Consider the following 18,460-nt stretch of genomic DNA (forward strand, 5'->3'; position numbering starts at 1 on the left):
ATCAATGAAACCGCAAAAAATCCGATTAAATCGCGCAGAGAAAAGCCTGCATCTGGTATTTGGCGATGCTGAATTTACCTTGCCGGCAGAGTACCTGCGCGTCTACTCCCCCAGTGCTGAGGTGCGTGGCCACGGTGCCAGCGAACCGGTGCTGGTCAGTGGCAAAATGCATGTGGGTATCGACATGGTGGAGGCGGCTGGCCGCTATGCGCTAAAAATCGATTTCGACGATGGCCACGACACCGGTATTTTTACCTGGGAGTATTTGCACGAACTAGCTGAAAACTATTCGTCCAACTGGGAGGCTTACCTACAGCGCCTGCGTGATGCCGGCCAGGGCCGCGACCCGGATGAGAGTGTGGTGAAGTTTATCGGCTAGTGGCAAATTGATCGGTAATGACAACCGCTCCCCAGGGGGCGGTTCCACCCTTCTCTCTCTCTCAATATCTCCCCACTCTTCTCAATAATTTATTACCGAAATAATTAATTTTTGGTACGTCTTTGCCAAATATTGCCAAGTTTACGTAATTCTTTGATATTCATTGATTTTCAGAGCAAAGATATTAACAACGTAACCGGCGCGTAATTCTTTTGTCACATTTTGGAACTCTAATGCTCGCCAAATTAACGAGTTTCGGAGGCCCCCATGGCAAAAACAATTGTCCGCGCACTGAGCGCCTTTTGTCTGATTCCTCTCGCTTCCGCTGTTTCAGCGGCAACCCTGCCCGACTACCAAACCAATAGTGCCTGGTACACGGAAAGTGCTGACCGATTGGAAGAGCGCGCTTCGCTTTCCCGAGAGGCAAAAACTGCGAAGAATGTAATTCTGTTCGTCGGTGATGGAATGGGCATTTCCACACTAACCGCCGCCCGTATCCTTGAAGGCCAGCTAGTCGGTGAGAGCGGCGAAGAAAATGCGCTCTCCTTCGAAGAGTTTCCGTATACCGCACTGATCAAAACCTACAACACCAATCAGCAGACTCCGGATTCTGCCGGTACCATGACCGCCATGATGACCGGTGTAAAAACCCGCGCCGGTGTAATTAATATCGACGGCGATGCACTGCGAGCTGATTGCGCCAGCACCGAGGGTAAGGAATTAAACACCTTCCTGGAAATGGTGGAGAGCCGTGGCAAGGCCACCGGTATTGTTTCCACCGCGCGTCTGACCCACGCTACGCCTGCAGCCACTTACTCGCGCAGCCCGGAGCGCAACTGGGAGTATTCCGCCGAGGGTGATTGTTCCGATATCGCCTCGCAGATGGTTGAGGTATCTGCCGGCGACGGTATCGATGTCATGCTCGGCGGTGGCCGCCGCAACTTTGTTACCACCGACAACGATGGCAAGCGAGAAGATGGCCGCGATCTGACCAGTGAATGGCTGGAGCGCTATGACGGCGAGCAGACTGCTGTGTACGTGGAGAGTGGCTCCGAGCTGGAAGACGTCGATATTGCCTCCACCGATAAGTTATTGGGGCTCTTCACTAGCAGCCACATGAGTTACGATGCGGACCGTATCGCCAAGGACAGCGATGAGCCGAGCATTGCCGAGATGACTGATACCGCCATCGAGCTGTTGGAAAAAGACAGCGATGGCTACTTCCTGATGGTAGAGTCCGGGCGTATCGACCACGGCCACCATGCCGGTAATGCCTACAACGCCTTGCACGATGCCATTGCCTTTGCGGATGCGGTACAGGTTGCTTTGGATAAAGTGGATCTTGAAGACACTTTAATCCTGGTGACCGCCGACCACAGCCATGTGATGACTATCGCCGGCTATCCGACTCGCGGTAACCCGATACTCGGTAAAGTAGTTGAAAATGACAGCAGCGGTGCCGCAGAAGCGGAAGAAGGTCTTGCTGCGGACGGTCAACCTTACACCACCCTGAGCTATGCCAATGGCCTGGGTTATGCCGATTTAGGTGAAAATACCGACGCGGATGAGCGCTACGATATCGCCGCCGATACCGGACGCAAGGATCTCTCCGGCGTGGATACCGAAGCGCCGGGCTTCCACCAGGAAGCAATGGTGCACCTGGAGTCTGAGAGCCATGCGGGCGAGGATATCAGCTTGCACGCTATCGGCGCCGGCGCCGAGCGGGTACAAGGTAGCCTGGAGCAGAGTGCAGTCTTCCACGTGATGACTGCTGCGACCGACCTGTCGCTGACAGAAGAATAACTGGGGGTAATTCACCATGAGACATTTTAAGAAAACAGTACTGGCCTTCTCTGTCGCCCTACTGGCCACCGCCTGTAGCGACGACAACTCAAACTCTGACGACGTAGTGGAATTACCCGAAGAGGAGCATGTCGGTGTTTCCTCTGCTCAGAGCAACAGTAGCTGGTTCCAGGAAGCCCAGCAGGCGATCGAAGAAGCGAGCGCTGTAGAAATCAACAACACCCCCGGTGCCGCCAAAAACATTATCCTGTTCGTTGGCGATGGTATGGGTATCTCCACAGTAACTGCCGCCCGTATCCTGGCGGGTCAGCAGCAGGGCCTCGATGGTGAGGAACACCAGCTGAGCTTTGAGAAAATGCCGTTTGCCGGCCTGGTCAAAACCTACAACACCAACCAGCAAACCCCGGATTCTGCCGGCACCATGACTGCGCTGGTAACCGGTGTTAAAACCAAGGCCGGTGTATTGAGCGTTGCTGAAAATGTTGCGCGCGGCGATTGTGCTGCCAGCCTCGAGTACCCGCTGACGACGGCAATTGAGCTGGCTGAAGACCTGGGCAAGAGCACCGGCATTATTAGCACCGCGCGTATCACCCACGCTACCCCGGCGGCTACTTATGCCAAGGTGCCTGAGCGCGGCTGGGAGGAAGCAGCCCCAGATGGCTGCACCGATATCGCCGCTCAACTGATAGAGTTTGAAGCCGGTGATGGTATCGATGTGGTGATGGGCGGTGGCCGTCGCAACTTCCTGCCCAGTGATATTACCGATATCGAAGGTGAAGCGGGGCGCCGTGAAGATGGGCGCAACCTGGTGGATGAATGGAAGGCCCGTTACGACGACGATGTAAATAATATTGCCTACGTTGAAGACACTACCGCTTTTGAAGCCGTAGACGCTTCTGCAACTGACAAGTTGTTCGGCCTGTTTAATTCCTCACATATGGAATTCGAGGCTGTTCGCGAGGACGACAAAGCCGGTGAGCCCTCCCTGTCAGAGATGACCGCCAAAGGTCTCAAGATGCTGCAGAAAAATGAGGACGGCTACTTCCTGATGGTGGAATCCGGTCGTATCGACCACGGTCACCACGCCGGCAACGCCTATCGCGCGCTGACCGATGCGGTGGAATTTGCCGAAGCGATTCAGTACGCCATGGATAATACCAGTGCAGAAGACACCCTGATTGTTGTTACTGCGGACCACAGCCACGTGATGACTATCGCCGGCTACCCCACTCGCGGTAACCCCATTCTCGGAAAAGTGATTGGCAATGACGGCAATGGCGAAGCGGAAACCTCCCATGCCCTGGCAGAAGATGGCCTGCCCTACACGACTCTGAGCTATGCCAATGGCCCGGGCTACAGTGCCGGTGATGGCGGAGCGCGTCCGAGCCTGGTGAGCACAGACACTGCCGCCCTGGATTACCAGCAGGATGCCCTGATTCCCATGAGCAGTGAATCCCACGCGGGTGAGGATGTGGGTGTTTGGGCGCGCGGACCGGGTGCGCACCTGGTGAGCGGCACCAACGAACAAAACTTCCTGTTTCACGTAATGGCACGCGCTGGCGGATTATTGGAACAGTAATTCCATCAGCTATTGGTGTGGATGGCATGTTCATCCACACTATCACTTTCCCCGGTCAGATCTTGAATTGAGGCTTGGGGAAGAGCGCCTCACAGAGTGCTTCGGTCTTTTTCATTAGTAGGCTTTGTCGGTGCCGGATAATTTTTAGCACCGTGCCAAACTCACTTTGCAGCTTGTCTCCCTGAGTGATTACCAGCCGTGCCAGCAAATGGAGATCACGCCAGTCACCCAAAACTTCTCCCAACTCCTTTAGTGACTTACAGCGCTCGCCCACAGTGAGCGGATAACGCTTCCTCAATAAGCGGCTCTGGTACCAGTGATCCTTGGCTCTTTTACGCAATAGATGCAGGCGGTTTGCATTTTTTTGCCTGCGCACTTTACGCCATGCGCTTGCGGCTTTTCGGTAGCCGCGCAGGTAACCGGCTTCCGCATCATGCCAGCCGAGCTGTTCAAGCGGCCACGATGGAATTCTTATTTGACCTTTATCGAGGAGTTTCAATGCCGCTTGAACCGCTGAGTGGTTTTGCTCTGCCTGGATCAGTTCGTCGAGGAGATGGTGTAACCGGTGAAAGTGATGTGGCGGTGCCAATCCCAGTAAAGCGATGCGCAGTGCTGTGAGGTCGCGGGTGTGGGCGAGAGTGTTTGCCAATTTTCTGTAGTGGGTATTTTCACGCTGAAAAGTGCTACTGATTTGTGGGCGGACCAGGCGCAGTAGCGCGCGAATTTTCTTGCAGCGTTTGCGCAGTTCGTGGACAGCAGTTTCCCCTCCGTTGCGGAGCAAGTATCCGTTTGCCGCCGTTACTTCTGCCTGGGCGATAGATTTGATTTGCTCGGGAAAAGGAGAGTCACATTGGAATTGATAGCTCATAGAACAGTCCCGGGCGATCTCACTAAATTTTAGTGGTTTCCACTCTGCTTGATTTCAAGCGGTGCCCCACTGGCTCCGGCAATGTACAATGGCCTTTTAAAGTTTTCGCTCAGCAGGCATAGCATGAAGGATCGCAAGACCACCCACTTCGGCTACCAGGAAGTGCCGGTGGAAGAAAAGGCCGGTCGTGTGGCAGAAGTGTTCCACTCTGTAGCAGCCCGTTACGATGTAATGAACGACTTGATGTCTGGAGGTGTTCACCGCCTCTGGAAGCGTTTCACCATCGAATTGTCCGGGGCCCGACGGGGCCAAAGTATTCTCGATATCGCCGGGGGTACCGGTGACCTCACCGCGCGCTTCTCCCGCATTGTGGGTGCCAGTGGCCAGGTAGTATTGGCGGACATCAACGAATCGATGTTGCGAGTGGGTCGCGATCGCCTGCTCGATCGGGGAATCGCCGGCAATGTGGTGCCGGTGCAGGCGGATGCCCAGTATTTGCCCTTCCCGGACAATACCTTTGATTGCATCACGATCGCTTTCGGCCTGCGCAATGTCACCGATAAGGACCTGGCGCTGCGCTCCATGTTGCGCGTGTTGAAACCCGGTGGCCGACTGTTAGTGCTGGAGTTTTCCAAGCCCCAGTCGAAGCTGTTGGAGAAAGTCTACGATCAGTACTCTTTCCGCCTGTTGCCATTTATGGGCAAGCTGGTTGCCAATGATGCGGACAGCTATCGCTACCTGGCGGAGAGTATCCGCATGCATCCAGATCAGGAAACCCTCAAGGGGATGATGGCGGATGCCGGTTTTGTCGATTGTGAATTCCACAATATGACCGGCGGAATTGTCGCTTTGCACCGGGGCATCAAGCCCTGAAAAACTGCATAAGCCTATTTTTTCTCTGAGCGCAGGCACGAGGCCGTAAACCGCCATGAGCGACCCCACTTTTCGCGCGGGCTTTGATGCCGTGCTGGAAACCACAATTAATGCTGCCCTCCAGTATGACCCGGCGACACGAGAACGCCTTTCCGCACTGGATGGGAAAACCATGGCGCTAGATTTAACCGCCCCGCAACTACAGTTTTGCCTGTGTATCGAGGGTGACCAGGTGCGGGTGCGCCAGCACTGGGAGGGGGAAGTTACCACCCAGTTGAGCGGCTCAGCGCTGTCTTTTGTACGCCTGATCAAAGACCCGGATGCAACTCCAGCCGGACTGGGGGTGTCAGTGAGCGGCTCCAGTGCCCTGCTGGCAGAACTGCAGTGGATCATGAGTGACCTGGATATCGATTGGGAAGCGCCGTTGGCGCAAATGGTTGGCGATATTCCCGCCCACTCAATTGGCAATGTCCTGCGCGATGCTGCCCGCTGGTTAGGAGGCAACCTGAATCGGGCGCCTGAAGTGGCGGCAGAGGCTATCAGTGAGGAGTGGCAGCTGACCCCGCCCCAGGCCCAGTTCGAAGCATTTGTCGAAGACCTGGCCGAGGCCTCTCTAGCTGCTGAACGGCTCGAGGCGCGCGTGCGCTTGCTGGAAGAACAGTTTTCCCGCAGGGAGGCCGAGTAGTTTTGCCAGTTCGTCGAAGTCTTACAATCGCGCGGGTTTTTCTGCGCTATCGTCTCGATCAATTATTGCCAGCAGAGGAGCGCCCACTGTGGTTGCGGGGATTACTACTTCCGGTGAAGTTGCTGCCGCAGTCCAAGATGCCACGGGGCGAAAGGCTGCGCCGAGCCTTGGAAGAGCTGGGCCCCATTTTCGTTAAATTCGGCCAACTTCTCTCCACTCGTCCCGACCTGCTACCGCCAGATATTGTCGAGCAATTAGATTATTTACAGGACAAGGTGCCGCCCTTCCCCAGTGACCAGTGCACGGCTCTGATCGAAGAAGCCCTTGGTGCCAAGGTGGATGAGGTCTTCGCCAAATTTGATCAGCAGCCACTGGCAGCGGCTTCAGTTGCACAGGTGCATGCGGCTGAATTAAAGAGCGGCGAATCGGTAGTCGTCAAAGTACTGCGCCCGGGCATTGATGAGGTAATCCAGGAAGACTTGAAGCTCCTGGGGGTGATCGCTCGTGGAATTGAACGCTTTGTGCCCGAAGGGCGCCGCATGCGCCCGGTGGAGGTGGTTGAGGACTATCGGCACACGATTGAAGGTGAATTGGACCTAACTCGTGAAGCGGCCAACGGCACCCAGCTCCGCCGCAACTTTACCAACTCCCCGCTGTTGTATATCCCCGAAGTGCACTGGGATTACACCCGCGAAAATGTCCTGGTGTTGGAGCGCATCGACGGTATCCCCGTCACCGACCTGGCCCAGCTTCGCGCCCAGGACACCAATATGCAGCTGCTGGCTGAGCGCGGTGTTGAGATTTTCTTTAAGCAGGTCTTCGAGTACAACTTCTTCCATGCGGATATGCACCCGGGCAACATTTTCGTTTCCAGGGAGCACCCGCAGCGCCCGCAATATATTGCGATTGATACCGCAATCGTCGGCAGCCTGACACGGGAAGACCAGTACTATTTGGCGCGCAATCTCCTGGCGATGTTCCGCCGTGATTACCGTATGGTGGCGGAGCTGCACGTGCAAAGTGGTTGGGTTCGCTCCGACACGCCGATCAATGCATTTGAGTCCGCTATTCGCTCGGTCTGTGAGCCCATTTTTGAAAAACCCCTGGGAGAGATTTCCTTCGCTCGGGTGTTGATCAGTCTGTTCCAGACTGCGCGCCGATTCGATATGGCGGTACAGCCACAGCTGGTACTGTTACAAAAGACCCTGTTGAATATCGAAGGTTTGGGTCGACAGCTTTATCCGCAGCTGGATCTGTGGAAGACTGCTCATCCATTTTTAGAGCGCTGGATGCGCGATCGAATCCACCCCAAAACAATTGTGGGTGAGATAAAGCGCTACGGTCCGGAGTGGCTTGAGAAATTCCCGCAGATGCCACAGCTGGTGTACTCAGCTCTGGAGCAGTCGCGGGAACTGGCGCCCCAGTTAGAAGTAATTGGCGAGCAGCTGGCGGGCTCGCAACGCCGAGGCTTGCGCCAATATATTCGGCGGGTCGCCGGAGTTGTGTTGGGCGTTGGCGCCATCGCTGTCAGTAAGCCGGAATGGCTGTCTCAGTTGCCGCCGACGGGTTGGGTACTGGGCGTTGCTGCACTAGTGCTACTGCTGTGGCCCTAGGGCGCTTCGGCCTACACTGGAACTTCTAAGGATTGTTAGACATTGACTCAAATTCAAGCAAAGGCCGGTTTTCTCGATAAAGTCAGCTGGAACAGTGATGGCCTGGTTCCTGCGATTGCCCAGGATTTCAAAACCGGGCGGGTGTTGATGATGGCCTGGATGAACCGTGAATCGCTGGCGCTCACTGCCAGTGAGGGTTACGCAGTCTACTGGTCCCGATCCCGCAAGGGCCTGTGGCGCAAGGGAGAAACCTCTGGTTTCCTGCAGAAGGTGCGTGAATTGCGTCTGGATTGTGACGGGGACACCGTATTAATGTTGGTCGAGCAGGAAGGTGGAATCGCCTGTCATACCGGACGCAGTAGTTGTTTCTATCACCTCCTTCAAGATGAAGAGTGGCAGGTGAATCAGCCGGTGATTCAGGACCCGAAGTCCATTTATAAGTGAAACAATTATGAAAGATGTTCTGCAACAGCTCGATGCGGTGTTGGAAAGCCGTAAAAATAGCAGTGATGCTTCTGAGTCCTATGTGGCCAGTTTACATAGCAAAGGCCTGAACAAGATTTTGGAAAAAGTCGGTGAAGAAGCCACTGAAGCTATTCTTGCAGCAAAAGATGCACAGAGTAGTGGCGATAATCGAGACCTGGTTGCCGAGACAGCGGACCTATGGTTTCACTCGCTGGTCATGCTATCTCACTTGGGCGCTGATTCTCAGGACGTGGTTCGAGAGCTTGGGCGCCGATTTGGTCTTTCTGGCCTGGAAGAGAAAGCTGCGCGAACTAAGTAAAATTTGAATCACTTGTGGCACCACCCCTGATGGCGGGAGTGCCCGGTAAGAAACTCAAGCCATCCTATTGAATGTAATGGAGACAATTATGGGATTCGGTGGAATTAGTATCTGGCAGTTGTTGATTGTCCTGGTCATAGTCTTACTACTGTTCGGAACCAAGCGTTTGAAAAACCTCGGAGGCGATCTGGGTGGCGCAATTAAGGGTTTCCGCAAAGCGGTTAAGGATGAAGACAAATCCAAGGATGCTGATGAAGACAAAGATGTCGAGCGTCTCAAGCACGATGAGGAAGAGAAGCCAGGCCAAGACAGTACTGTCAAAAATAAAGATAAACAGTCTCAGGACAAATAATCGGCAACGACTAAGGCGAGTGTCACTCTGTGTTTGATATCGGCTTTTTAGAACTATTGGTAGTTGCTGCCGTGGCCCTGTTGGTGGTTGGCCCTGAGCGACTGCCCGATGCGGTGCGTACCACTTCCCGCTGGTGGTCCGGTTTGAAGCGGACCTTACATAGTGCTCGCGAAGAATTGGAGCGAGAGGTTGGAGCCGATGATATACGGCGTGAACTTCACAACGAGCGCATTATGCGTGAGATTGAGGAGAGTCGTCGTGAGATGGAGCAAACCTTTAGCGAAGCCAATAAGGAAGTTCACGACGCGCTTAATCAGCCTGAAAAACCAAAAGTTGCAGGGACACCAGTAGAAAAACAGGCAGCTGGAGTCAACCATCCTGAGGCACCAAAACCTGAAAAGGCGATAGAGGAACCTGCTCATCCTCGTGCAGAGCAGGAGGATTATTTGCCAGAACAGGATGAAACTGCCGAGGAGTTACAGGATCCGGAGTACCCGGAGCATTGGCATGATTTTGGGGACCCGGATTTAAACCCGGACCATCCTGAAAACATCGATGAAGATGAAGAAGAAAAACAAGGCGAGAAGAAAACATCGCAACAGGAAAAAGATAGCCAGTCATGAGCGATCAGTCCCAAGATAAACATCAGCCTTTTATCGACCACCTGATCGAACTGCGTGATCGCCTATTGCGAATCCTCTTAGTCGTATTGGTCTTATTTGTCTGCTTGATGCCGTTTGCGTCTGAAATTTATAATTTTATTGCCCACCCACTACAGGAGCGTTTGGCGGGTGATGTTGGAATGATCGCTACAGAGGTGACTTCCACGTTCCTTACCCCGTTCAAAACGACCTTTATAGTTTCTTTTTTTATTGCAATCCCATTTGTGCTTTACCAAGTTTGGTCATTTATTGCCCCGGGGCTGTATAAAAATGAAAAACGTATTGCTATACCATTATTAATTAGTAGCGTCGCACTTTTTTATATCGGCATTGCATTTGCGTATTTTGTGGTCTTTCCCCTTCTGTTTGATTTCTTTGTTGGAACTGCTCCAGAAGATATTAAGGTAATGCCAGATATGCGCAGTTACCTGGATCTGGTGCTGAAACTTTTCTTTGCTTTTGGTTTTGCTTTTGAAATCCCTATTGCGACAGTCCTGCTGATTTGGAGTGGGGTAGTGGATGCCAAGACCCTGGCAAGTAAGCGCCCTTATGTGATTGTGGGATGCTTTTTAATTGGGATGCTACTGACACCGCCGGATATAATTTCCCAATCCTTATTAGCCTTCCCCATGTGGCTATTGTTTGAGATTGGCATTTTATTTGGGCGTTGGATGAAGTCTTCACCCAAAGATAAGCCTGCTACCTGAGATATAAAAAGTCACCACTGGGTTTTCAGCGGTTAGCTTCACAAGCAGTGCTTGAGGTATTGCAGTTGCGCTCTCGATAGGGTTACTCACCTGAGAGCGCTAGCGATACGGGTACAACGCCGCACTCTCTTCTCAGTAGCATCAACTCCACCTCTTCCATGACAAGAAGCTTGATGACACGGTTATTTCCCAGCTGCAGGGAGGTTGACCACCCTACCGGCTGTAGAAAGCCCGCTATTAGATACCAGATCGAGAGATAAACGCTAAACTAGCTTGTGCTTGGTTGCTTACAACAACGATGGAAGCCTAGCTATTTATTGGAACCGGTTGCTTGTGCTGCGATGCGTTCCTGTTCGGCAACAGCTTTTTCAACATTGTTGCGAACCAAGCGAACGAAAAACGCTGCCATCAGGAATATAAAGGCAATAACGGCCAAGCTGAGAAGGCCAGAAAAGCTGGTAAACAGGTCAATTAAAGCATCCATTTTTCTCTCCAAATAGGCTAATGCTTCACCTATGCAGTCTAGGGAGCTGTAATGGAAATCTCTTGACCTAAATCAAGCTGGATCAACTTATTGTAAGAACGACGGGTTGGTCAACGCAGGGTCAAGGCTGCTAGCAGGCAGAGTAAGGACGCGCCACATAAAGAATAAAGATCACTATTTTCTCGCCTGTCAGGCAGAAGCAGCAAAAGCGCCAAAGGTGGCATAAATAGTGCTATCAGCCCCGACAAGGGGTCGCGACTAAAACCAATAAATAGCAGTCGCAACCAGGCAACAGCACCTAAAACCAGCGCAAATACTGTTAAGACGGCTGCCACTGGTGACATGGAATAACCTTTTGCACATGGAATCGTTTGACTGGTGGGTTTCTCTAAGAAAAATACTAATAGGAAAAAGAGTGTATATCAGTATTTCTGATCTTAGGTTTTTAGCGCGCCCCAGAGTTTGGCTGCTCGTATTAGTATTGTTAGGGCTCTACGGGTGCGAGACTGCGGGCTATTACTTCCAGGCTGCAAGCGGTCAATTGCGGATACTCTCTGCCCGGCAGCCGATTGAAGAGCTGGTTCAAGACGGCAATGCCAGTGATCAACTCCAGAAGCAATTACAGCTCGTTCAGGAAATCCGTGCCTATGCAGCACAGGAGTTAAAACTACCAGTGGGGCAAGCCTATAGCTCCTATGTGCAGCTCGATGATGAGTACCCGATATGGAATGTCTTGGCCGCACCAGAGTTTTCCCTGAGCCCCAAACGATGGTGTTACCCCATAGCCGGTTGCGCTAGCTATAGGGGCTACTTCCGCAAATCAGCGGCTATTGCCAAAGCAAACAGCCTGCGGAACCAGGGTTACGATGTCTACCTGGGAGCCGTTCCGGCCTATAGCACCCTGGGTTGGTTTAACGATCCTGTGTTATCAAGCTTTGTGAATTGGACACCGGAGAGACTAGCGGGGCTCTTATTTCATGAGTTGGCCCACAGAAGAGTTTATGTGCCGGGTGATACCCGCTTTAATGAGAGCTTTGCTACAGCAGTGTCCGAAATTGCCCTACCTGATTGGCTTCGTAGCCAAGGTCTCTCGAGTTCTGCTGAGGAGACTAAGGCTCAGGCACTGGCGGTACGACAGTTAATGACAGCGACGCGTAAAGAGCTTCAACCAGTTTACCAATCCAACTTGCCGGATGAGGAGAAGCGCCAAGAAAAGGAGGAAATTCTGAGTCGATTGAGGCGTTGCTATTGGCGTATGGCAGCAGAGTGGTCTTACCCCGCGCGCTACCAAGCTTATATAGAGAAAACCAATAATGCTACTTTGGCTTTGGCTGCAGAATATGAATCTTTGGTTCCAGCTTTTCGTCAGCTTTATATTAATAGTAATGGTTGGGAAGATTTTTATCATGCAGCTGAAAGATTGGGTGAGCTTGACAAGGAAGATAGAGAGCAGAGCCTGTTGCAGTTGGCTGTTGAGTATAAACGAGAAAATAAAATATCAACGCAGAGTATTGATAGTGATGTGATAGCCTGTATTCATAATGGGAATTAATTTCTTAAATGGGCTAAGTATTTCCATTATTTAACAATCGTATTTTTATCTTCATGTTGAATTTAGGTGTCGCGAAATAGTAAGTGTATGGTATCTCGATACGCTTTATTTAGTAAAGAAATAGCTATGTTTGATTTTTTCTTTGGGGGATAACATTAGCTGCCCGGGCATCATTTTAATACGTCAGTCCATTTTTTTAAATTATACACTTTTATATATTTGTAAACGTCATTGTTCAAGCTTTGGGTATATGTATCTGATTTTATATCTGAGGTTATTTGATGTGATAGGTTAATAGACGTTTATATGGTTGAGGTCTATCCCTTCTGTCCAATTAATTATCTACACTTATAGTAGTTATTTAAGAATCTCCCTTCCGATTTTACTGCACTTTCGTACAGATTGGGTTTTGTCAGGATTGACTTTTTGTTGATAGATTTTTCCCACTAGAAAATTTATAGTGCTGCCCTTTGTTAAGTTGTGTAAAGGAATAGTTTGGTAGAATGAACAGATACGGATTATCGAAGCTTTTAGGGGCTTGCGTTGTTAGCTTAATAGTAGGCTGCAGTGGTGGAAGTGGTGGAAGTGGTGGAAGTGGTGGAAGTGGTGGAAGTGGTGGAAGTGGTGAGGAGGGAGTTTCGCTTTCTATTCATGGCACCTTGATAGATGGGCCAACTACAAGCGCTGATATTGAAATATTCATAGGTGACTCATTAGTTTCCTCATTTTCCAGTAGCGATGGTGGCTATACGGCTGATATCGAGTTGGATGAATCTGAGTCAGATGAAGTTGTTAAAATTGTTGCCACTTCTCAAGAAGATAGCAAGGTTAAATTTGCGAGCACCCTAGGGACTTTTAGTTATTTAGTCGAAATCGCTGGAGATGATGGTGTTCTTGAACAATCTGAAAGTCATGCTGTAAATATTAGCAGCGTATCTACCGCTATTTCAGCAATATTAGAATCGGAAAGTGACTCAGTTATTGAGTCTTCTGATGAGTGGGATGAGGTATTTAAAAAAGTTGATGCTGAAAGAGCCTTTTCTGTCGCTGCAGCAATAAAAATATTTATAGATTACTCAGAGAGAGGTATATCAATACCTGAAGAAGTAGAAGATACCTATCAGTTTGCTTCAGATTTTGATCTTTCATCTCAATATGTATCTATGTTTATGAATCAGATGGAGGGTTTATTTAAAGAAGTTAAGGTTGCTATGGCCCAAGAAGCTGGCTTTTTAGGCACTTCTAGCAATAATTTAAACCCTATTGAGGGAACATATTACCTTCCATCTGAAGGCGGAAGAATTACATTAAATACAAATGGAACAGGTGAGTATCTCAATGGCAGTGGGTTAGTTGAATTGACTTGGACTCAAGGGCCTGAGGGGATATCTTTGGAGTCTGTAGAGCCCCTTGTAGAGCGTATTCCTATGAAAGTTGGAGAGTATTATCTTTCCGCTGTGAGGGAAAGGCAGTTCGACCGATTGTTCTGGATGTTGGATTCTAAAAATCAAGGAATGGTAGTTTTAGAAACTTCCGATACTCTTAAATTCCCTGATTGGGCTGAGTCGGATGATATATTTGAGACAAATTATATTGCTGCAAACAGTGTTCGCCAATCTGATCTTTTGAGTCCGAAAGATATACTGGTTATTGGTAATTCATATAGTATGCCAACTCCTGATAGAGATGGGGAGGTAGTGAACTACACTGAAAACTTCCAGCCTATTTCTACACTTAAGTCATTAAAAATGAGTTTCGCAGGTGATTTTGAGAATGGCGGCAATGTAAATATTAAAATTCCCGTTGCTTCCGGTAATGGAGAAATAATTGAGAGTGATGTCTCTGCTGTATGGATTGTAGATGATTCTGATCGCCTCGTCGTTAACTTTTCTGATAATGAAAGGTTATATTTCTCTCTATTAAATTTTCAAAATGGGGAAATTCTTAATTCCTTTGTAGAAAGAGTGTCTCCAGATGGACTGCACTCCTCCACAATATCAACTATTTTTTCAAAGGATGTTGAAAACTGGGCTGATAGCGAAATTAAAGGTGTTTATCTATATCCGAAAAATTTCTTCAACCCTCTCAATAGGTTCTATTTCGATATTTCGGCAGATGGTAATATTTCAACGGTATCTATTAATGATTTAGATAATAACGGTGCTATTGAAGATAGTGAGCGTCAGGAGCTAGTTGGGCTCTGGAAATTAAAGGATAACGGTAATCTGTCTATCAGATTTTACAGGTCTGAGTCTGTGGCTGAGCCCTGTATATCAGACTCTTGGAATCCAGAGGTTGATGCAGAGTGTGCTCTTTTCCAAGAGCGTGAATGGGACATCCATCAAATAGATAGTGCTGATAAGTATTGGTTTCAATATAATGTAAAATATTTTGAAGATGCTTATCTTAGCCTTTATGACGAAGATATAGATGTGGATGAGCATGTTTTAAGTACTAATAGAGTTTACCATTCGGGCTTGATTAAGTTATCAGAAAGGCCATTTTAAATATCTAAAGATATGGTTTCCATAGCCAGCTGAATTATTATTTACTGGCGGCACCTTGTGTCGCCATTTTGTATTGATCCAAAAATTAGATAGGTGATTTGGTGTATCTCTAATTATCCCAGATCAGAATTAAATATAAGTTAATTCAGTATTTTATCCATTATTATTGTTTTTGATGCGGTGGTGTTTTTAGGTGCTGATATTTAAGTTCGCAGATTATAACTCGCCTAGAGGTGCAACCGGCACCTGATATCGAGCTCAACACTCATACTATTTATCATTATTTTTCTAGTTATTAAGTCTGTGCCATAAACATTACTCCCAGAGTATATTTTCTAGCTTAAAACGCTGTATCAGTAACTTGCCGAATAATGATGTATAGATGCTTTTTAGATCATTTTTACTAAATCTAACATCCGATTCGCAAATCCCCATTCATTATCAAACCAAATCAGAATCTTGGCTAATCGATTACCGGCTACACGAGTTTGGCTCGCATCGATGATACCGGATCGGGGATCGTGATTAAAATCACAGGATGCGAGAGGTTCTTGGGTAAAACCTAACACACCATTAAATTCAGATTTAGAAACTGATTTTAATAGGGCATTAATATCTTCCCGGCTGACTTCTCTTTGCAGTGAAACGGATAAATCAATCGCGGAAACGTTGACTGTGGGCACTCGCAGGGCTTGCGCCTCAAACTTGCCGACCAAGTTAGGTAATATTCTCTCAATACCCCGGGCCAAAGCCGTATCAACAGGAATAACCGAGCTTACTGCTGAGCGTGTCTTTCTCAGATCAGTATGGTGATAGGCATCACTTACTGGTTGATCATTCATTGCAGAATGGATGGTAGTAATGACTCCAGCTTCTATACCGAAGGCCTTATCCAGAGCAGCAATCACCGGCACGCTGCAATTAGTTGTGCAGGAGGCTGCCGAAATTATTTGCTCTTTGCCATTTAAAATATGGTCGTTTACCCCGTAAACAATCGTGGCATCGACATCGCGGCTGGCGGGTTGGGAAAATAGTACTTTCGTGGCTCCTGCGGCAAGGTGCAGCTCTGCGCTCCGTCGCTGCTTAAAGCTGCCAGTACATTCCAGTACGATATCTACCTGATCCCGCAACCAATCCAGATCTTCTAATCGCTCGCAATGAGTAACGGCAATAGAATCTCCATTAACCTCAAGGATATCTTTATGCACAGAAACTTCGCCTGAGAAGCGGCCGTGGACGGAGTCGTATTTTGTCAGGTGTGCAATGGTGTCGCAGTCAGCCAGTTCATTGATGGCGACTATTTGTAAGCTATCGCGGGCGCCAGACTCATAGAGTGCGCGCAAAACGGAGCGGCCGATACGGCCGTAGCCATTGATGGCAATTCTAGTGGTCATAGCACAACTTTAGGCAGGAGAAAAAATGTCAGCTAAGCGTCCCCGTGCGGCGTTGAGCCAGTGCCGCACGGGGTTGATACCTAAATGATATTCAGTGGAGAGAACAGTATTACTTCAGCAGTTTTTCTACCGCTTCAGCCACATTGTCCACAGTGAAACCAAAGTAGCGCATCAAGTCGCCGGCAGGGGCAGATTCGCCAAAGGTTTCCATACCGATAATAGCGCCATCGAAACCGACAAACTTATACCAGTAGTCTTTGTGGCTCGCTTCTACCGCTACTCGTGCACGTACAGAAGAAGGCAGTACGGACTCACGATAAGCCTCTTCCTGCTCCATAAACAACTCGGCACAGGGCATGGAAACAACGCGAATTTTCTTGCCAACCAGTTTCTCCTGGGCCGCCATCGCCAGCTCTACCTCGGAGCCAGTGGCAATAATAATGGCTTCAGGAGCACCTTCGCAGTCGGACAGTACGTATCCACCGCGCTCAATCTGAGCCAGCTGTGCGCTGTCGCGATCTTGAGGAGCCAGGCCCTGGCGGCTAAAGACCATGGTGCTGGGGCCCTCTTTGCGCGCGATAGCCATCTTCCAGCTCACTGCGGATTCAGTGGCGTCACAGGGGCGCCAAGTGTGCAGGTTCGGAGTGGCGCGCAAGGCGCTGAGCTGTTCTACCGGCTGGTGAGTCGGGCCGTCTTCGCCCAGGCCAATAGAGTCGTGGGTGTAGACAAAGACCACACGCTGCTTCATCAGTGCGGCCATGCGCACAGCGTTGCGGGCGTATTCCATAAACATCAGGAAGGTAGCGCCGTAGGGCACGAAACCACCGTGCAGAGCGATACCATTCATAATGGCGCTCATACCGAATTCGCGCACACCGTAATAGATGTAGTTGCCGGAGGCATCCTCGGCGCTGATGCCTTTGGAGCCTGACCAGATAGTGAGGTTGGAGCCAGCCAGGTCGGCGGAGCCGCCGAGGAATTCGGGCAGCAGCGGGCCGTAGGCGTTGAGAGCGTTTTGGCTGGCTTTACGAGAGGCGATCTTCTCTGCACTTCCCTGGCAAGCTTTGATGTACTCATCTGCTTTGCTGAGGAAGTCCGCAGGCAGTTCACCGCTCATACGGCGCTCAAATTCGGTTGCCAGCTCCGGGAATTCTTCGCGGTAATCGGCGAGGATATCTTTCCACTCGTCTTCCTGGGCTTCACCTTTGGCTTTGGCATCCCAGCCAGCGTAGATATCTTCGGGGATTTCAAATGGGCCGTGGGCCCAACCGAGGGTTTCTCGAACCAGGGCGATCTCTTCGTCACCCAGCGGTGCACCGTGACACTCTTCGCGCCCCTGTTTGTTCGGGGAGCCGAAGCCGATCACGGTTTTGCAGCAAATAATGGTGGGCTTATCGGTGACAGAGCGAGCTTCTTCAATAGCGGCTTTGATAGCGGCGGAATCGTGGCCATCCACATTGGGAATTACGTGCCAGCCGTAGGATTCAAAGCGCTTGGGCGTGTCGTCGGTGAACCAGCCTTCCACTTCACCATCGATGGAGATGCCGTTGTCGTCATAGAAGGCGACCAGCTTGCCCAGGCCCAGAGTACCGGCCAGGGAGCAGGCTTCGTGGGAGATACCTTCCATCAGGCAGCCATCGCCCAGGAATACATAGGTGTGATGGTCTACCAGCTCATAGCCGGGGCGATTGAACTGGGCACCCATTATCTTTTCCGCCATTGCCATACCAACAGCGTTGGTGATGCCCTGACCCAGTGGGCCGGTGGTGGTTTCTACACCAGGGGCATAACCGTATTCGGGATGGCCCGGAGTTTTGGAATGCAGTTGGCGGAAGTTCTGCAGCTCTTCTATCGGCAGGTCATAGCCGGACAGGTGCAGCAGGGAATAAAGCAGCATGGAGCCGTGACCGTTGGACAGTACAAAGCGGTCGCGATCGGCCCAGTTGGGGTTGGCCGGGTTGTGCTTTAAGTAGTCATTCCACAGCACCTCGGCGATATCCGCCATACCCATGGGCGCACCGGGGTGGCCACTTTTGGCTTTCTGGACCGCGTCCATGGACAGGGCGCGAATGGCGTTGGCCTTATCAGCGCGAGAGGGAGTAGAAGACATAAGAAGAGCTCTCTGGTTTCTTAGCTAGGGTGCGGCGCTGCTCTGCCGGCAGATTCCCGCAACAACAAAATGGTGGCGTATTTTCCCGTAAAGGGCGGCCCCGCGCAA

At 50.3% G+C, this 18,460-nt stretch carries 18 protein-coding genes; 13 read left to right on the forward strand and 5 right to left on the reverse strand.

Annotated features, from left to right (window positions below; all coding sequences use genetic code 11):
* The first annotated feature begins 4 nt into the window (after nt 1–4).
* The 3 genes from ACJJIW_RS06940 (at nt 5) to ACJJIW_RS06950 (ending at nt 3,761) form a co-directional block, all read left to right on the forward strand.
* Nucleotides 5–379: a gamma-butyrobetaine hydroxylase family protein gene (locus ACJJIW_RS06940; RefSeq protein ID WP_444936980.1), complete on the forward strand. Its 375-nt coding sequence runs from the start codon at nt 5–7 to the stop codon at nt 377–379.
* 267 nt (nt 380–646) lie between these two features.
* Nucleotides 647–2,182 (forward strand): alkaline phosphatase, encoded by a 1,536-nt coding sequence (locus tag ACJJIW_RS06945; protein WP_444936981.1) that lies wholly within the window; start codon nt 647–649, stop codon nt 2,180–2,182.
* A gap of 16 nt (nt 2,183–2,198) precedes the next feature.
* Nucleotides 2,199–3,761, forward strand: a complete 1,563-nt coding sequence (locus ACJJIW_RS06950; RefSeq protein ID WP_444936982.1) for an alkaline phosphatase — start codon at nt 2,199–2,201, stop codon at nt 3,759–3,761.
* Nucleotides 3,762–3,816: 55 nt separating this feature from the next.
* Here the strand turns inward: ACJJIW_RS06950 and ACJJIW_RS06955 are convergent, their stop codons facing one another.
* Complete coding sequence (locus ACJJIW_RS06955) at nt 3,817–4,629, reverse strand: CHAD domain-containing protein (protein WP_444892353.1); 813 nt, start codon at nt 4,627–4,629, stop codon at nt 3,817–3,819.
* A 123-nt stretch (nt 4,630–4,752) separates the two neighbouring features.
* On the opposite strand from ACJJIW_RS06955, the gene ubiE reads away from it, so the two are divergent.
* The 8 genes from ubiE to tatC all read left to right on the forward strand — a co-directional run bounded on the left by ubiE (nt 4,753) and on the right by tatC (nt 10,305).
* Nucleotides 4,753–5,502 carry a bifunctional demethylmenaquinone methyltransferase/2-methoxy-6-polyprenyl-1,4-benzoquinol methylase UbiE gene (gene ubiE, locus ACJJIW_RS06960; RefSeq protein WP_108734987.1) on the forward strand — a complete coding sequence of 250 codons (750 nt, stop codon included), beginning with the start codon at nt 4,753–4,755 and terminating at the stop codon, nt 5,500–5,502.
* A 55-nt stretch (nt 5,503–5,557) separates the two neighbouring features.
* A complete protein-coding gene (locus ACJJIW_RS06965; protein ID WP_444892352.1) occupies nt 5,558–6,187 on the forward strand; it encodes a ubiquinone biosynthesis accessory factor UbiJ in 630 nt (209 codons plus the stop codon).
* Between the two features lie 2 nt (nt 6,188–6,189).
* Nucleotides 6,190–7,800 carry a ubiquinone biosynthesis regulatory protein kinase UbiB gene (ubiB, locus tag ACJJIW_RS06970; protein ID WP_444936983.1) on the forward strand — a complete coding sequence of 537 codons (1,611 nt, stop codon included), beginning with the start codon at nt 6,190–6,192 and terminating at the stop codon, nt 7,798–7,800.
* 51 nt (nt 7,801–7,851) lie between these two features.
* Nucleotides 7,852–8,244: a phosphoribosyl-AMP cyclohydrolase gene (hisI, locus tag ACJJIW_RS06975; protein WP_282934621.1), complete on the forward strand. Its 393-nt coding sequence runs from the start codon at nt 7,852–7,854 to the stop codon at nt 8,242–8,244.
* A 7-nt stretch (nt 8,245–8,251) separates the two neighbouring features.
* Nucleotides 8,252–8,584 carry a phosphoribosyl-ATP diphosphatase gene (locus ACJJIW_RS06980; RefSeq protein ID WP_282930677.1) on the forward strand — a complete coding sequence of 111 codons (333 nt, stop codon included), beginning with the start codon at nt 8,252–8,254 and terminating at the stop codon, nt 8,582–8,584.
* 88 nt (nt 8,585–8,672) lie between these two features.
* Nucleotides 8,673–8,936 (forward strand): Sec-independent protein translocase subunit TatA, encoded by a 264-nt coding sequence (gene tatA / locus ACJJIW_RS06985; RefSeq protein ID WP_444892350.1) that lies wholly within the window; start codon nt 8,673–8,675, stop codon nt 8,934–8,936.
* A gap of 29 nt (nt 8,937–8,965) precedes the next feature.
* Nucleotides 8,966–9,559, forward strand: a complete 594-nt coding sequence (gene tatB, locus ACJJIW_RS06990; protein ID WP_444892349.1) for a Sec-independent protein translocase protein TatB — start codon at nt 8,966–8,968, stop codon at nt 9,557–9,559.
* Nucleotides 9,556–10,305, forward strand: a complete 750-nt coding sequence (gene tatC / locus ACJJIW_RS06995) for a twin-arginine translocase subunit TatC (RefSeq protein ID WP_413663789.1) — start codon at nt 9,556–9,558, stop codon at nt 10,303–10,305. The genes tatB and tatC overlap by 4 nt, the downstream gene beginning before the upstream one ends.
* 310 nt (nt 10,306–10,615) lie before the next feature.
* Here tatC and ACJJIW_RS07000 read toward each other — a convergent pair whose 3' ends face one another.
* Together ACJJIW_RS07000 and ACJJIW_RS07005 are read right to left on the reverse strand one after the other, a co-directional pair.
* On the reverse strand, nt 10,616–10,789 hold the full coding sequence (locus ACJJIW_RS07000; RefSeq protein ID WP_282930681.1) for a DUF3149 domain-containing protein: 174 nt from the start codon (nt 10,787–10,789) through the stop codon (nt 10,616–10,618).
* A 110-nt stretch (nt 10,790–10,899) separates the two neighbouring features.
* A complete protein-coding gene (locus tag ACJJIW_RS07005; RefSeq protein ID WP_413663788.1) occupies nt 10,900–11,133 on the reverse strand; it encodes a hypothetical protein in 234 nt (77 codons plus the stop codon).
* Between the two features lie 71 nt (nt 11,134–11,204).
* On the opposite strand from ACJJIW_RS07005, the gene ACJJIW_RS07010 reads away from it, so the two are divergent.
* Together ACJJIW_RS07010 and ACJJIW_RS07015 are read left to right on the forward strand one after the other, a co-directional pair.
* Entirely contained in the window at nt 11,205–12,341 is a 1,137-nt protein-coding gene (locus ACJJIW_RS07010) for an aminopeptidase (RefSeq protein ID WP_444936984.1), read from the forward strand.
* A gap of 503 nt (nt 12,342–12,844) precedes the next feature.
* Nucleotides 12,845–14,848 (forward strand): hypothetical protein, encoded by a 2,004-nt coding sequence (locus tag ACJJIW_RS07015; RefSeq protein WP_444936985.1) that lies wholly within the window; start codon nt 12,845–12,847, stop codon nt 14,846–14,848.
* 389 nt (nt 14,849–15,237) lie between these two features.
* Here ACJJIW_RS07015 and ACJJIW_RS07020 read toward each other — a convergent pair whose 3' ends face one another.
* Nucleotides 15,238–16,242: a type I glyceraldehyde-3-phosphate dehydrogenase gene (locus ACJJIW_RS07020; RefSeq protein WP_282930685.1), complete on the reverse strand. Its 1,005-nt coding sequence runs from the start codon at nt 16,240–16,242 to the stop codon at nt 15,238–15,240.
* Between the two features lie 109 nt (nt 16,243–16,351).
* A complete protein-coding gene (gene tkt, locus ACJJIW_RS07025) occupies nt 16,352–18,352 on the reverse strand; it encodes a transketolase (protein ID WP_282930686.1) in 2,001 nt (666 codons plus the stop codon).
* Nucleotides 18,353–18,460: the final 108 nt, after the last annotated feature.

This window comes from Microbulbifer maximicatervae (SeqCode) (assembly GCF_052467815.1).

Coding starts and splice junctions, on each gene's coding strand:
- ACJJIW_RS06940 (WP_444936980.1), top strand. CDS start 5: ATGAAACCGCAAAAAATCCGATTAAATCGCGCAGAGAAAAGCCTGCAT.
- ACJJIW_RS06945 (WP_444936981.1), top strand. CDS start 647: ATGGCAAAAACAATTGTCCGCGCACTGAGCGCCTTTTGTCTGATTCCT.
- ACJJIW_RS06950 (WP_444936982.1), top strand. CDS start 2,199: ATGAGACATTTTAAGAAAACAGTACTGGCCTTCTCTGTCGCCCTACTG.
- ACJJIW_RS06955 (WP_444892353.1), bottom strand. CDS start 4,629: ATGAGCTATCAATTCCAATGTGACTCTCCTTTTCCCGAGCAAATCAAA.
- ubiE (WP_108734987.1), top strand. CDS start 4,753: ATGAAGGATCGCAAGACCACCCACTTCGGCTACCAGGAAGTGCCGGTG.
- ACJJIW_RS06965 (WP_444892352.1), top strand. CDS start 5,558: ATGAGCGACCCCACTTTTCGCGCGGGCTTTGATGCCGTGCTGGAAACC.
- ACJJIW_RS06980 (WP_282930677.1), top strand. CDS start 8,252: ATGAAAGATGTTCTGCAACAGCTCGATGCGGTGTTGGAAAGCCGTAAA.
- tatA (WP_444892350.1), top strand. CDS start 8,673: ATGGGATTCGGTGGAATTAGTATCTGGCAGTTGTTGATTGTCCTGGTC.
- tatC (WP_413663789.1), top strand. CDS start 9,556: ATGAGCGATCAGTCCCAAGATAAACATCAGCCTTTTATCGACCACCTG.
- ACJJIW_RS07000 (WP_282930681.1), bottom strand. CDS start 10,789: ATGGATGCTTTAATTGACCTGTTTACCAGCTTTTCTGGCCTTCTCAGC.
- ACJJIW_RS07005 (WP_413663788.1), bottom strand. CDS start 11,133: ATGTCACCAGTGGCAGCCGTCTTAACAGTATTTGCGCTGGTTTTAGGT.
- ACJJIW_RS07015 (WP_444936985.1), top strand. CDS start 12,845: ATGAACAGATACGGATTATCGAAGCTTTTAGGGGCTTGCGTTGTTAGC.
- ACJJIW_RS07020 (WP_282930685.1), bottom strand. CDS start 16,242: ATGACCACTAGAATTGCCATCAATGGCTACGGCCGTATCGGCCGCTCC.
- tkt (WP_282930686.1), bottom strand. CDS start 18,352: ATGTCTTCTACTCCCTCTCGCGCTGATAAGGCCAACGCCATTCGCGCC.